Annotated in this window: 14 protein-coding genes; 11 read left to right on the top strand and 3 right to left on the bottom strand. The window is 63.2% G+C overall.

The features are described 5' to 3' along the window. The first annotated feature begins 51 nt into the window (after positions 1-51). From AB7M22_RS10070 to AB7M22_RS10080, 3 genes are read left to right on the top strand one after another with little or no spacing between them, the layout of a single operon-like run. Positions 52-735, top strand: a complete 684-nt coding sequence (locus tag AB7M22_RS10070) for an STN domain-containing protein (RefSeq protein WP_454186145.1) — start codon at positions 52-54, stop codon at positions 733-735. After that, complete coding sequence (locus tag AB7M22_RS10075; RefSeq protein ID WP_007901197.1) at positions 732-1,277, top strand: RNA polymerase sigma factor; 546 nt, start codon at positions 732-734, stop codon at positions 1,275-1,277. Before AB7M22_RS10070 ends, AB7M22_RS10075 begins: the two co-directional genes overlap by 4 nt. Before the next feature lie 37 nt (positions 1,278-1,314). Next, the gene (locus tag AB7M22_RS10080) at positions 1,315-2,244 is read left to right on the top strand and encodes a FecR family protein (RefSeq protein WP_454186146.1); all 930 of its coding nucleotides are present in this window, start codon (positions 1,315-1,317) and stop codon (positions 2,242-2,244) included. A gap of 154 nt (positions 2,245-2,398) precedes the next feature. Here the strand turns inward: AB7M22_RS10080 and AB7M22_RS10085 are convergent, their stop codons facing one another. Together AB7M22_RS10085 and gspH are read right to left on the bottom strand one after the other, a co-directional pair. Further along, entirely contained in the window at positions 2,399-3,007 is a 609-nt protein-coding gene (locus AB7M22_RS10085) for a prepilin-type N-terminal cleavage/methylation domain-containing protein (RefSeq protein WP_454186147.1), read from the bottom strand. After that, the gene (gene gspH / locus AB7M22_RS10090; protein WP_454186148.1) at positions 3,004-3,456 is read right to left on the bottom strand and encodes a type II secretion system minor pseudopilin GspH; all 453 of its coding nucleotides are present in this window, start codon (positions 3,454-3,456) and stop codon (positions 3,004-3,006) included. Before gspH ends, AB7M22_RS10085 begins: the two co-directional genes overlap by 4 nt. Positions 3,457-3,576: 120 nt before the next feature. Here gspH and AB7M22_RS10095 point away from each other — a divergent pair, with 120 nt between their 5' ends. Further along, the gene (locus AB7M22_RS10095) at positions 3,577-4,008 is read left to right on the top strand and encodes a type II secretion system protein N (protein WP_454186149.1); all 432 of its coding nucleotides are present in this window, start codon (positions 3,577-3,579) and stop codon (positions 4,006-4,008) included. Positions 4,009-4,025: 17 nt separating this feature from the next. Here the strand turns inward: AB7M22_RS10095 and gspI are convergent, their stop codons facing one another. Continuing rightward, a complete protein-coding gene (gene gspI, locus AB7M22_RS10100) occupies positions 4,026-4,406 on the bottom strand; it encodes a type II secretion system minor pseudopilin GspI (protein ID WP_032835548.1) in 381 nt (126 codons plus the stop codon). A 147-nt stretch (positions 4,407-4,553) separates the two neighbouring features. Here gspI and gspG point away from each other — a divergent pair, with 147 nt between their 5' ends. The 7 genes from gspG to gspF all read left to right on the top strand — a co-directional run bounded on the left by gspG (position 4,554) and on the right by gspF (position 12,933). Further along, complete coding sequence (gspG, locus tag AB7M22_RS10105; RefSeq protein WP_007901208.1) at positions 4,554-5,012, top strand: type II secretion system major pseudopilin GspG; 459 nt, start codon at positions 4,554-4,556, stop codon at positions 5,010-5,012. A gap of 8 nt (positions 5,013-5,020) precedes the next feature. Then, positions 5,021-6,007: a type II secretion system minor pseudopilin GspK gene (gspK, locus tag AB7M22_RS10110; protein WP_454186150.1), complete on the top strand. Its 987-nt coding sequence runs from the start codon at positions 5,021-5,023 to the stop codon at positions 6,005-6,007. Continuing rightward, complete coding sequence (gene gspL, locus AB7M22_RS10115) at positions 6,004-7,179, top strand: type II secretion system protein GspL (protein ID WP_454186151.1); 1,176 nt, start codon at positions 6,004-6,006, stop codon at positions 7,177-7,179. Before gspK ends, gspL begins: the two co-directional genes overlap by 4 nt. Next, complete coding sequence (gene gspM / locus AB7M22_RS10120) at positions 7,172-7,729, top strand: type II secretion system protein GspM (protein ID WP_454186152.1); 558 nt, start codon at positions 7,172-7,174, stop codon at positions 7,727-7,729. The genes gspL and gspM overlap by 8 nt, the downstream gene beginning before the upstream one ends. After that, positions 7,726-10,098 (top strand): type II secretion system secretin GspD, encoded by a 2,373-nt coding sequence (gene gspD / locus AB7M22_RS10125; RefSeq protein ID WP_454186153.1) that lies wholly within the window; start codon positions 7,726-7,728, stop codon positions 10,096-10,098. The genes gspM and gspD overlap by 4 nt, the downstream gene beginning before the upstream one ends. A 205-nt stretch (positions 10,099-10,303) precedes the next feature. Further along, complete coding sequence (gspE, locus tag AB7M22_RS10130; protein WP_454186154.1) at positions 10,304-11,722, top strand: type II secretion system ATPase GspE; 1,419 nt, start codon at positions 10,304-10,306, stop codon at positions 11,720-11,722. After that, the gene (gspF, locus tag AB7M22_RS10135; protein WP_454186155.1) at positions 11,722-12,933 is read left to right on the top strand and encodes a type II secretion system inner membrane protein GspF; all 1,212 of its coding nucleotides are present in this window, start codon (positions 11,722-11,724) and stop codon (positions 12,931-12,933) included. The genes gspE and gspF overlap by 1 nt, the downstream gene beginning before the upstream one ends. Positions 12,934-13,182 lie beyond the last annotated feature (249 nt).

Below are 13,182 nucleotides of genomic sequence, written 5' to 3' on the forward strand. Positions count from 1 at the left end.
GGTACGTCAGCCGTGCAGCGAGGCAGAGCCAGGGACGGGCGCCAGTTTTTAATGACTCACGTTCGCCAGGCTTGCCTGGCGTTGCTGTTTTGGTTGATGTCATCGGCGGTGTCCGCAGGTCCGGTCGACCCACGCACACCGCTGGAACTGGACATCCCGGCCCAGGCATTGGCCAGCGCGCTTGAGCGGTTCAGTCGCGCCACTGGCATGGCGGTGCTGGTGGATCGCCAGCTGACCCGCGGTCGTCGTTCGGTCGCCGTGAAAGGACACTTGAATGCTACCGATGCGTTGAGCCTGATGCTCAGTGGCAGCGGGCTGATGGCGCGGTATGCCAGAGCGGATGCCTTCACCTTGCAGGTGGCGCAGGTCGCCGAGGTGCCCTCGGTGTCAGGCACAGTCGCAAACAATGCGCCGCTTGCGGGCGGCAGTTATGCGACGGCGATTCAATCGGCGCTCGAACGTCGCTTGTGCCGCTCGCCGTTGACCCGCCCGGGCAGTTTTCGGGCGTTGTTGCAACTGTGGATCGGCCGTGACGGTGTGGTGCAGTACAGCCGCCTGGTCAGTTCCACAGGTGATGTTCAGCGCGACTCGGCGTTGGTGGAAAGTTTACGCAACCTCAGAATAGAACGCCCGGCGCCCAGCTCCTTAGGTCAGCCGGTCACGCTGCTTTTGCTACCGGAATCGTCAGGGAAACGCATGGAATGCACACAATGGGAAGGAGTTTCCGGGGGATGAAAGACACCGGGCAAAGTTCGATGGTCAGGCTGTTCCTGACGTCCTATGACGATTTCAAGGTGCGCTTGCGCAGGCGCCTCGGTTCGGAGGATCTGGCCAACGACGTCCTGCACGAAACCTACCTGCGGGTCGACCGCATGGAAGCCCCGCCGAACATCGCGCAACCCAATGCCTACCTCTATCGCATGGCCCTGAACATTGCTGCCGACCGGCGCCAGTCGGATGCCCGGTTGCTGACCGGCAGCGAGGTGGAGGAGCTGTTGCAAGTGTCCGACGAAGCGCTCGACCCGGCACGGGTGGTGGGCGGTCAGAAGGAAATTCAGTCGCTGCTCAAAGCGCTGTACGAACTGCCGGCGCGTCGGCGCAAGATCTTTATCGCCGCGCGTCTGGAAGAGGCGCCGCACCTGGAAATCTCCCAGCGTTTTGGCATTTCGACACGGATGGTCGAGAAGGAAATCAAAGCGGCCTTGGGTCATTGCGCCGCGCGCCTGGAAAGAAAAGTCATTCAGCGGTTCGGTCCCGGCGCGGGAAAACCGTCTTGATAGAAGAGTCCAGATTAATCCGTGAGTACCCCCGCGCTTGAACATCTTCCGTATGTCATTCCCTGAGGCGACACCCCAGGACCGGCTGCAAAGTGAAGCCCAGGACTGGTTGATCCTTTTGACCTCGGGCCGGGCGACCGCCGCCGATGCCCGCGCCTTGCGCCAGTGGTGCGCGCAAAGCCCCGAACACGCCCGCGCCTTCGAGCAAAGCAAGCTGTTGTGGCAGCAGCTGCAGCCCGCCGCCGAAGGTTTGCAAGCGCCGCGGCCTCTGGGCCGTCGAGCGTTTCTTGGCGGCGCCATCGCAGCGTCCGCGGCGTTCTTGCTGATTCGTGGCACCGTGCCCGGCGGTTTTTCCGGGCTGGGCGCTGACTACATCACGCAAGTTGGCGAACAGCGGCGGGTCGATCTGGCGGACGGCGTGAGCCTGGAACTCAATACCCAGACGCGGATCAACCGCCGTGACAGTGCCGATTTCGAACTGGTCAGTGGCGAAGTCGAGGTCCTGACCCGTGCTCAGGCGCCGCTCAAGGTTCAGGCCGGGGCAGGGTGGTTGAGTGCGAGCCAGGCGCGGTTCAATCTGCGCAACACCGATCAGAGCGTATGCGTTACCTGTCTGGACGGTGCCTTGCTGGTTGATGTGCAGGGGCGCAGCATTCGCCTGGAGTCAGGTCAGCAACTGACCTATGACGCCCAGCGAGTCGGCACGCCGCAAGCAGTGGACACCTCGGCGGTGATTGCCTGGCGCCAGCAAGTACTGGTGTTCAACGACGCCACGCTGTCGACGGTGATCGACGAGATCAACCGTTACCGCCCCGGCATGTTGCTGTTGCTCAACAGCGAGTTGGGCAAGCGCAAGGTCCAGGCACGTTTCAGCCTGGATCAATTGGCGGGGGTGGCGTTGTTGATCCGCGATGCGTATGGGGCCAAATGCACTGAATTGCCGGGTGGGGTGGTGGTGCTCAGTTAGGGACCGGCTTGAGGTTATGGAGTGTTCCGGCTGGCGCTTTCGCGGGCAAGCCCGCTCCCACAGTGGATGTGTATTGTCTGCAAATATTGCGGCTAACCGATAACCCTGTGGGAGCGGGCTTGCCCGCGATGAACGATAACGCGGTCTTTCTGGCTCACTCCAACGGTCCCAACACCTGCCGATACTGCTCAACCCCCTGAGGCGTCTGCCGCGTCAGATTGATCTCGATCCCCAGTGGATTCTCCCGCCGGTTACCGCTCAGTTTCCTCCAGCCCTTGTCCACCTCCCACACCCGCAACGCGGTTTCGCTGACGTCATTGAGCACGGCAACTCCGCCGGTAGGGGCCGGTAGCGGATACTGACTGCGCGACGGCGCCTGAGCCCGGTACAGCGTGTCGCCCTTGAGCCACCAGCGCACGCGTTGCAACTCGCCATTCTGGTTGGGCGCGACACGGATCACGTCCAGACGAAAGCCTTTGCCATCGGTGCTGCGCACGGTCAGCGCAGGCGGGGCGCTGGGCGGTTCGTCGTCTGCCCCGGGCCTGACCGGCTCGGACAGCTCGATGCTGGCGCGCATCGCGACGTCGCGCTCCAGTTGGTTCAGCGCCCGCAGCAGGGCTTCGGTCTGTTCGGTGCTGGCCTGCAAATGAGCGTCGGCACGGGTGACACTGTCCAGGCCACGCCAGGCAATCAGGCTGACCACGGCCATGAGCATGATCGCGACCATCACTTCGATCAGGGTAAAACCTTGTTGGGCTTTCATTGGACGCTCACCTGGCCGGTGGCATTGCGTTGCACGCTGATGCTGTTGAGCCCGTCCGACAGCTTCAACTGCAAGGGCGGGTTGATCCACTCGGCGTTCAACACGACTTTTTGCCTGGGCTCCACGCGCACTTCCAGCCCCGGCGTTTGCCAGGGGCGGGGGCGCAGTTGTGGGTCGTTGTTGAAGTGATCGAAGCCTTTGTCCTGGTCATTGCGGCGACTGAAACGAAAGCCCTTGGCATCGGCCAGCCAGGTGATCGGCCGCCCATCGGCGCGGGCTTCGGCCTGGGCCACCTGGAGCAGTTGCGCGACACGTTCGGCGTCCTTGCGCAGCAAATGCAACGGGTCCGGTTTGATGCTCAGGCTGATCGCCGCGCTGGCGATGCCGATGATCACCAGCACCACCATCAACTCGATCAAGGTAAAGCCCTGTTGTTTGAAGCCATTCATCGACTGCGCGCTCCTTTGCGTCGGTTTTTATCCTGCACGGCAAAGATGATGGGTGTGTGAAATAAAAACGTGAGAATTAAGCGGTAGGCTCAGGGCAGGGACTAAAAGGAGATTCAGCCCATGTCGTTCACCGATCGGTTTTCCCCGGCACAGTGCGTGCAGGCTGTTGCCTTGCTGGCGACCCTGGCCGGTGTCGTCACCTGGTCATCGCTGCTGCTCACCTCGGCCGAATCGCGAACCCCGGAGGCGGCGCCGCAATTGATTGCCGAGCGCTCCAACAACACGGCCCTGCAATGGTTTTCCAACCAACCGGCGCCGGTCGATATCAAAGTCGGCGGCGTACTGGCGGGCAGCCGTGGCGCCGTGGCCATCCTCAGCCTCAACGATGGCCCGCCACGCAGCTTTCTGGTGGGCGAGCGCGTGAGCCAAGGGGTGAAAGTCGTGGCCATCGACGGCGACGCCGTGGTGATCGAACGCGGCACCGAACAAACCCGGCTGGAGCTCGACAAATTGCCGGACTCACCTTCGCTGCCCGTATTGACCCAACCCTGAAACCACAGGGATCGCGTTTATTTGGTGATTGGCCGACTGAGCAAGGTATCGAGTCGGGCCAGTGGCGGTGCTTCGCGGCTGCGGTCGAACACTTGCAGATCGACCCGCAACAATCGGCCATTCTGCGCATTGCCAATGGCTTGTTCGCAGCGCAACAGCAACCGCCCCTGATCGCATTCGATCGCTTTCGCCCCCAGCGGCAAACGGCCCTCCAGGCGCAGCTCGGCCAGACGACTCTGGGCCGCCAGCAGCGCGATGGATTTGTCGCGCAACAGGCCATTACTCTGGGTCATCAACCCGGCCACCCGCACCGCGGCGGACATCGCGACGGCAATGATCGCCAGCGCCACCAACACTTCAATCAAGGTAAAACCGGCTTCTCGGGAAGGGCGTTGCATCAGGCGCTCGGGCAGTCTGGACAGCACTTGACGGTAGCGTCCGGGCTTGACGGCTTGACGACCAAAGCTCCCGAGGAATTTCAACATCACTGACATATCTTCTTGCAACACTGCGCGTCGAATCGAATCAAGCCAGGGAATGTCGAGATGGATATCGCGCGCTTCAAGTTGCTGAATCAGCAGCCCCGCCTGCCTCGGGGGCAGCAAGGTTTCACCTTGATCGAGATCATGGTGGTGGTAGTGATTCTCGGGATTCTGGCGGCGATGGTGGTGCCCAAGGTGCTGGACCGTCCGGACCAGGCGCGGGCCACGGCCGCCAAACAGGACATTGGCGGCTTGATGCAAGCCTTGAAGCTGTATCGCCTGGACCACGGCACCTATCCGAACATGACCCAGGGCTTGAAAGTGCTGGTCGAGCGCCCGGCGGACGCCAAGAACAGCAACTGGCGTTCGTATCTGGAACGCCTGCCGAATGACCCGTGGGGCCGTCCCTATAACTATCTGAATCCTGGCGCGAATGGCGAAGTCGATATCTTCTCCCTCGGTGCCGACGGCCAGCCGGACGGCGAGGGCGTGAATGCCGATATCGGCTCCTGGCAGTTGTAAGCGCGGTCATGAAAGCCTATTCGCTGGCAGTGGCGAAGCAACGCGGCATGGCGATCATCAGTGCCTTGCTGATCGCGGCGGTGGTGGCAGTGATTGCTGGCGGCATGCTCACCCGGCAAACGGTGTTTACCCGAAGCCTCGAGGCTGAGCAGTTGCGAGTGCAGGGTGCCTGGGTGCTGCACGGCGGCATCGAGATCAGCCGACATCTGCTGTGGGATGCGCGCCGGCGTGACCCCTTGACCCGTCTCGATCAGCCGTGGGCGCAGCCCTTGGTAATGGCGCCTGATGACGGTCGTGATTTGCCCTTCGAAGGCCGGCTGGAAGACGAGCAGGGCAAGTTCAACCTGCGCAACCTGGTCGCCAATGAACGAATCGACGAGGAACAACGGGTGAACTTTCAGCGCCTGTGCCAGTTGATCGGGGTCAATGGGGCTCTGAGCCAACGCATCATCCAGCGGGTGATCGCCTCCTATCCACGTCTGTTGAACCCTGAGTTGGCGGACAAAGCACCGCCCAAAAGCGGCTTTGACAGCGGCCGCGATACCTCGCCGAATGCCGCGCGCAAACCCCAATTGCCCTCTCGCCCGATGCTGCGCAGCCTCGACGATTTGCGCAGTGTCGAAGGCATGAATGACGCGCTGCTGGCGAAGATCACGCCTTACTTGACCATTCTCCCGGCCAATACCTGGCTCAACGGCAATACCGCTAGCGCACCCGTGCTGGCCGCTTATGTGCCGGGGCTGTCGATAGAGCGCGCCCAGGCCTTGGTCACCGAGCGTGACGGCGGCCAGTGGTTCATCAATCGCGGGGATTTCGTCAACCGCCTGCGCATGCCGAATCTGGAGTTGGCGACCGTCAAAGTCGGGATCACCAGCGACTGGTTCCGCCTGCGTGGCAAGGCTCGCAACGATCAGCGTCGGGTCAGCCTCGATGCCTTGCTGCACCGCAGCGAAGACCGCTTGCCCGAGGTGATCTGGTCACGGGTGGGTGTATGAGTCAGTTGCGCATCGCCTTGCCGCCACTGGCTGATCTGACCCTCGACAGCCCGCTGCAATTCGCCTGGCTGGACCGTCAGGGGCAGGTGACCCGCGAGGGCGAAAGTACCTTGCTGCAATTGGGCCAGAGCGGAAAAACCCCGGCGATTGCATTCTTTCTGCACCCCCAGGACAGCCTGTTGGCGAGTATCGACCTGCCGATTTTGCCGGCCAGCAAAACCACGGCGGCGGTGCAGTGCGCGGCGCAGGCGTTGATCCTCGGGGCCTGCGAGCAGATGCACAGTGCCCACAGCCCACGGGACGAGCAGGGGCGCGTGCACATCGCGTGGCTGTCCCGGGAATGGCTGAGCCAGTTCGGCCAGCTACTGCGGATGGCGCGATTGACCCTGCGCGGCTTGTACTCGGGTGCGTACTGCTTGCCTGTCGCGGATGGCCCGGTGGCCTGCGTTCGGGACGGGCATCTATTGGTGCGTTACAGCCTTCAGCACGCGGTCGTACACCCGGCGGTGGACGAGGCGTTGAGTGATCTGTTGCTGGAGCATGGCGCCAGCGTGCAATGGATCGGCGAAGCGCTGCCAGAGACGACGGTCACGCCGTTACCCGCCGAACAACGCTGGACCGGTGCCTTGCCCGGATGGGGCTTGCACGGCGGGATTCAACAACGCAGCGCCGGTCAATCAGGCTGGGGTCGGGCGGCGGCCTTTTGTGCGATGGCCGTGGCGGTCTGGACCTTGGGGCTGAATCTGTACGCCGCCCGTGAAGCGACGCAGGGCCAGCGACTCAAGACGCACATGAACCAACGGGTGAAGCAGGCCTTCCCCGAGCTGCCGGTGATCCTCAATCCGCTGCAACAAGCGCGTCAGCAATTGGCCGCCCGCCAGAGCGGCGCCGCGACCGACCCGACCCAGCGTTTCGCCAGCCTGGTGCTACAGGCCGGCAGCGGCATGCCTTTCATCGCCGGCAGCGTGCAACAGCTGGTGTTTGAACAGGGCGAGTTGCAGCTGAGCTTGCTCAGCGATGCGCGCAAAACCGGCAGCGACAAGCAATGGCAAACCGCGTTGACCCAGGCCGGCGTTGCGATCAACGCCACCGACGATGGCTGGGCCTTGCGCCCGGCCGCCGAGGCTGCGGCCAGCGACGCAGACACCGCCAGCGGAGCCGACGATGAGTAACTATTCCCTGGGGATTTACCGTGCGCGCTGGCAGCACTTTAAAACCCGTGCCCAAGTGATCTGGCAAGGCCTGGCCCTGCGCGAGAAACGCATGGTCGCTGGCACGGCGCTGGTGCTGGCAGGCCTGTTGACCTGGCTGTTGCTGATTCAACCGCCGCTGAAAAAGATCGATTACTGGCAGGCCGAAACGCCGAAGCTGTGCTCCCAGGCCGAAGCACTGGAAGTCTTGCTGCGTGAGGTGGCGCGGCCACCCACCGCGCAGGGCCTCGAGCAATCCCTGCGCCAGAGCCTCGAAGCCAGTGGCCTGACGGGGCATTACCAATTGCAGGCGCCGGACACCGCAACCCCCCAAGCCTGGCGCTTGACGTTTGACGAGGCCCCGGCAGACGCCGTGGTCGGCTGGTTGCTGGGCAATCCCCGGCAATTTTCCCTTGAGGTGGTCGAGGTTCGTTTGCAGCGCGCAGCCGAACCTTTGCCCAATGACACGGCAGGCACTCTGTCCGGAACCGTTCGCATGGATCAGGCGCTTGGCGCTAAGGAAGCTTCATGAAGTGGTCAGGTTCTCTGTATGCGCGTCAGTGCCGCATGGCCGCGCCGTTTTTACTGCTGGCACTGAGTGCGTGCAGCAACACCGCCACGACGCAACAGCCGCCGTTGCTGGTGGACAGCGAATTGGGACGCCCGTTGGCCGATACCAACCGTACCGGCGATGCGTTGGCGGATCGACAAAAAAACCAGGCGCAGTTGAAGCAGCCGCCGGGAGTGCAGCACAAAATCAGCAGCCCCGGCCGCAGCAATGCACTGCCCGCCGGTAGCGCACCGGCGAGCAATCCGCTGGGTAACCAACTGGTGACGCTGAACTTTGTCGACGTCGATATCCCGGCGGTGGTGCGTGCATTGTCGCGGTCCACCGGTCGCCAGTTTCTGGTCGATCCACGGGTCAAAGGCAACCTGACGCTGGTCTCCGAAGGGCAAGTGCCGGCGCATCAGGCCTACGACATGCTGCTCGCGACGCTGCGCATGCAGGGTTTCAGCGTGGTCGATGTCGGCGGGGTTTCCCAAGTGGTGCCGGAGGCCGATGCCAAGTTGCTCGGCGGGCCGATTTACAGCGCCGACAAACCCGCCGGCAACGGCATGCTGACCCGCACCTTTCGCCTGCAATACGAAAACGCGGTGAACCTGATTCCGGTGCTGCGCCCGATCGTGTCGCCGAACAATCCGATCAACGCCTACCCCGGCAACAACACCATCGTCGTCACTGATTACGCCGAGAACCTGGCGCGGGTGGCGCAGATCATTCAGGGCATCGACAGCCCGAGCGCCATCGACACTGATGTGGTGCAGGTGCAGAACGGTATCGCTGCGGACATCGCCGGCATGGTCTCGGACTTGCTGGAGGCGCCGGGTAACGATCCGACGCAGAAGATTTCGGTGATTGGCGATCCGCGTTCCAACTCGATCATCATCCGTGCCGGCAGCCCTGAGCGCACCGAGCTGGCACGCAACCTGATCTACAAACTCGACAACGCCCAGAGCAACCCGAGCAACCTGCACGTGGTGTACCTGCGCAACGCCCAAGCCGCCAAACTGGCCCAGGCCCTGCGCGGTTTGCTGACCGGGGAAAGCGACAGCGGCAGCAGCGACGGCGCACGTTCGGTGCTCAGCGCGATGGGCAGCAGCACCAGCGGTGGCCAGAACGGGCAGAGCGGCAGCCAGAGCAGCAGCGGCACGCAAACCTCGACGTCGGCCGGCAGCACCACGGGCGGCAACGGTTATGGGCAGGGCACCAGCGGTTCAAGTGGCCAGACAGGCAGCGGTCAGCAGAGTGAACAGAACGTGGCTTTCAGTGCGGGCGGCGTGACCATCCAGGCCGACGGCACCACCAACACTTTGCTGATTTCCGCGCCGGAACCGGTGTACCGCAACCTGCGTGAGGTGATCGACATGCTCGATCAGCGCCGCGCGCAAGTGGTGATCGAGAGCCTGATCGTCGAAGTCGGCGAAGACGATGCCAGTGAATTCGGCGTGCAATGGCAGACCGGTAATCTGGGCGGCAATGGCGTGATCGGTGGCGCCAACCTCGGTGGCTCGGGGATCAATACCAACGGCAAGACCAGCATTGACGTGTTGCCCCAGGGCCTCAACCTCGGCTACGTCAACGGCACGGTGGACATTCCCGGCATCGGCAAGATCCTCGACCTGAAAGTGCTCGCCCGCGCCTTGAAGAGCAAGGGCGGAACCAACGTGCTGTCGACGCCGAACCTGCTGACCCTGGACAACGAAGCGGCGAGTATTTTTGTCGGCCAGACCATTCCTTTTGTCAGTGGCAGCTACGTCACCGGCGGTGGCGGCACCAGCAACAACCCGTTCCAGACCGTGACCCGTGAAGAAGTCGGTTTGAAGCTTAACGTGCGGCCACAGATTTCCGAAGGCGGCACGGTCAAGCTCGACATCTATCAGGAAGTCAGCAGCATCGACGAGCGCGCGTCCAACAGCGCTTCCGCCGCCGGGATCGTCACCAACAAACGCGCGATCGACACCAGCATCCTGCTCGATGACGGGCAGATCATGGTGCTCGGTGGCTTGCTGCAGGACGGCTACAGCCAAAGCAACGACGCGGTGCCATGGCTGTCGAGCATTCCCGGGATCGGTGCGCTGTTTCGCAATGAGCGCCGGGCGATCACCAAGACCAACCTGATGGTGTTCCTGCGCCCGTACATCATTCGCGACAGCGGCGCCGGACGCGCGATTACCCTCAACCGCTACGACTTCATGCGCCGCGCCCAGGGCGGGCTGCAACCGGAACGCAGCTGGGCCATGCCGGACATGCAGGCACCGCAATTGCCGACGGCGGCTCAGGGTGTGCCAGTGTCGAATGCGCAGCCGCGAGCGACCATTCGCGCGGTGCCGATCCAATGAACACAATCGCAGCACTTTTTGTGGCGAGGGGGCTTGCCCCCGTTCGGCCGCGAAGCGGTCGTAAATCCGGAGAATGCGGTGTGTCTGGAAAATTGAGTGCTCAGGTATGGGGGCCGCTTCGCAGCCCAACGGGGCGGTGCGGCGTTCCGACAAGCCCCCTCGCCGCAACAAGCCCGCTCGCCAGAGGGACCGAGGGGCGTTCAGTATGAGCGCTTTGCCCTACGCCTGGGCCAAGGCCCAACGGATCCTGCTGCGCACCGGCGAGGAGGGCGCGGTGTTGACGGTGTGTCCGTCGACGCCGGGCTGGTCGATCAGTGAAGTGCGGCGTCAGTTCGGCCCGGCGCGGCTGGAGCGGGTGCGCGACGAGGAACTCGACGGCTTGCTCGCCAGTGCCTATGCCGACACCGGCAGTGCGGCGGCGGTGGTCGGCGCGGCGGAAAACGAAGTCGATCTCGACCGGTTGATGCAGGACATCCCGGAAATCACCGACCTGCTGGACACCCAGGACGGCGCGCCGGTGATCCGCATGATCAACGCCTTGCTCACGCAAGCGGCGCGGGACGAGGCCAGTGACATTCACATCGAACCCTATGAAAGCCATTCGGTGGTGCGCTATCGGGTCGACGGCACGTTGCGGGACGTGGTGTCGCCGCGCAAGGCGCTGCACGGCGCATTGGTGTCGCGGATCAAGATCATGGCGCAACTCGACATCGCTGAAAAACGCCTGCCTCAGGACGGCCGCATCGCCTTGCGCGTGGCCGGGCGGCCGATCGATATTCGCGTCTCCACGGTGCCCACCGGCCATGGCGAACGGGTGGTGATGCGCCTGTTGGACAAACAGGCCGGGCGCCTGCAACTGGAAACCTTGGGCATGGACCCGCAAGTGCTGGCCAAACTCGACAATCTGATTCGCCAACCCCATGGCATTGTGCTGGTCACCGGCCCCACCGGCAGCGGCAAAACCACCAGCCTGTATGCCGCGCTGGCACGGCTCGATGCCAGCACCAGCAACATTCTCACCGTTGAGGATCCGGTGGAATACGACTTGCCGGGCATCAGCCAGATTCAGGTCAACGCCAAGATCGACATGACCTTCGCCCTGGCGCTGCGGGCGATTTTGCGGCAAGACCCGGACATCATCATGATCGGCGAGATCCGCGACCTCGAAACCGCACAAATCGCCGTGCAGGCTTCGCTCACCGGGCACCTGGTGCTGGCGACGCTGCACACCAACGACGCGGTGTCGGCGGTCAACCGGCTGATCGACATGGGCGTCGAACCATTTCTGCTGGCGTCATCAATGCTCGGGGTGCTCGCGCAACGCCTGGTGCGGCGCTTGTGTCAGCACTGCAAACAGCAAGATCCGGCCGCGCCCGACACCTGGCGCCCGGTTGGTTGTGCCGTGTGCAACCACACTGGCTACAGCGGTCGTACCGGCATTCACGAATTGTTCTGCATCGACGATGACATTCGCACGCTGATCCATCAGGGCGCCGGCGAGCAGGCCTTGAGAGCCGCCGCCCGCGAGGCCGGGATGTTCAGCATGCGCGAAGACGGCGAGCGCTGGGTTCGCAGCGGTGCCACCGCGCCGGAAGAAATCCTTCGCGTGACACGGGACGCCTGATGAACCGCTACCGTTTTGAAGCCGCCGACGCCAACGGCAAGATCGAGGCCGGCCACCTGGAAGCCGACAGCCAGAGCGCGGCGTTCGGCGTATTGCGCAGCCGTGGCCTGACGGCGTTGTTGGTGCAAGCCGAGAGCAACACGCCGGCGGGCGGTGGCGGCGGATTATTCAGCGCCAGACTCTCGGACAACGACCTGGCCTGGGCCACCCGGCAACTGGCGAGCCTGCTGGGTGCGAGCCTGCCGCTGGAAGCCGCGTTGAGCGCCACCGTAGAGCAAGCCGAAAAAAAACACATTGCCCAGACCCTCAGCGCGGTGCGCGCCGATGTGCGTGGCGGCATGCGCCTGGCCGAAGCACTGGCGGCACGACCACGAGACTTCCCAGAGATCTATCGGGCGTTGATTGCGGCGGGCGAGGAGTCCGGCGACCTGGCCCAGGTCATGGAGCGACTGGCCGATTACATCGAAGAGCGCAACAACCTGCGGGGCAAGATTCTCACCGCGTTTATCTATCCAGGCGTAGTGGGGCTGGTGTCGATTGCCATCGTGATCTTTCTGCTCAGCTACGTGGTGCCGCAGGTGGTCAGCGCGTTTTCCCAGGCGCGCCAAGACCTGCCGGGGCTGACCCTGGCGATGCTCAACGCCAGTGACTTCATTCGTGGCTGGGGCTGGTTGTGTTTCAGTCTGATGGCGGGCGGTTTCTGGGGTTGGCGCCTGTACTTGCGCAACCCGGCGGCGCGTTTGAGCTGGCACAGTCGAATCCTGAGTTTGCCACTGATCGGGCGGTTCGTGCTGGGGCTGAACACCGCGCGTTTTGCCTCGACCCTGGCAATTCTTAGCGGCGCCGGAGTGCCGTTGTTGCGTGCGCTGGAGGCGGCGCGCCAGACCTTGTCCAACGACCGCTTGAGCCTGAGCGTCAGCGACGCCACGGCCAAGGTTCGCGAGGGCGTTAACCTGGCCGCCGCGCTGCGGGTCGAGAAAGTCTTTCCGCCGGTGCTGATTCACTTGATCGCCAGCGGCGAGAAAACCGGCTCGTTGCCGCCGATGCTCGAACGCGCCGCGCAAACCCTGTCCCGGGACATCGAACGCCGGGCCATGGGCATGACCGCGTTGCTGGAACCGTTGATGATCGTGGTCATGGGCGGGGTGGTGCTGGTGATCGTCATGGCGGTGCTGTTGCCGATCATCGAGATCAATCAGTTGGTGCAGTGAAAGCATCAAAAATAATAAAGCCAAGATCAAAAGATCGCAGCCTGCGGCAGCTCCTACAGGGAGATCGCGATAGACCTGTAGGAGCTGCCGAAGGCTGCGATCTTTTCTCTCCACATGAAATTATTTTCAAGCCTCGCCCCAGCACCCGAGCCATCCTCGGGTTCGTCGTTCTGTCATGTGCAACGACCCATCAAGCCCTCCAGCCGACCTTCGACCAAACCAACGAAAGTCTCGCGCCAAACACCGCGA

The organism is Pseudomonas sp. ADAK2 TE3594 (genome assembly GCF_053628675.1).

Coding starts and splice junctions, on each gene's coding strand:
- AB7M22_RS10070 (WP_454186145.1), top strand. CDS start 52: ATGACTCACGTTCGCCAGGCTTGCCTGGCGTTGCTGTTTTGGTTGATG.
- AB7M22_RS10075 (WP_007901197.1), top strand. CDS start 732: ATGAAAGACACCGGGCAAAGTTCGATGGTCAGGCTGTTCCTGACGTCC.
- AB7M22_RS10085 (WP_454186147.1), bottom strand. CDS start 3,007: ATGAAAGCCCAACAAGGTTTTACCCTGATCGAAGTGATGGTCGCGATC.
- gspH (WP_454186148.1), bottom strand. CDS start 3,456: ATGAATGGCTTCAAACAACAGGGCTTTACCTTGATCGAGTTGATGGTG.
- AB7M22_RS10095 (WP_454186149.1), top strand. CDS start 3,577: ATGTCGTTCACCGATCGGTTTTCCCCGGCACAGTGCGTGCAGGCTGTT.
- gspI (WP_032835548.1), bottom strand. CDS start 4,406: ATGCAACGCCCTTCCCGAGAAGCCGGTTTTACCTTGATTGAAGTGTTG.
- gspG (WP_007901208.1), top strand. CDS start 4,554: ATGGATATCGCGCGCTTCAAGTTGCTGAATCAGCAGCCCCGCCTGCCT.
- gspK (WP_454186150.1), top strand. CDS start 5,021: ATGAAAGCCTATTCGCTGGCAGTGGCGAAGCAACGCGGCATGGCGATC.
- gspL (WP_454186151.1), top strand. CDS start 6,004: ATGAGTCAGTTGCGCATCGCCTTGCCGCCACTGGCTGATCTGACCCTC.
- gspM (WP_454186152.1), top strand. CDS start 7,172: ATGAGTAACTATTCCCTGGGGATTTACCGTGCGCGCTGGCAGCACTTT.
- gspD (WP_454186153.1), top strand. CDS start 7,726: ATGAAGTGGTCAGGTTCTCTGTATGCGCGTCAGTGCCGCATGGCCGCG.
- gspE (WP_454186154.1), top strand. CDS start 10,304: ATGAGCGCTTTGCCCTACGCCTGGGCCAAGGCCCAACGGATCCTGCTG.
- gspF (WP_454186155.1), top strand. CDS start 11,722: ATGAACCGCTACCGTTTTGAAGCCGCCGACGCCAACGGCAAGATCGAG.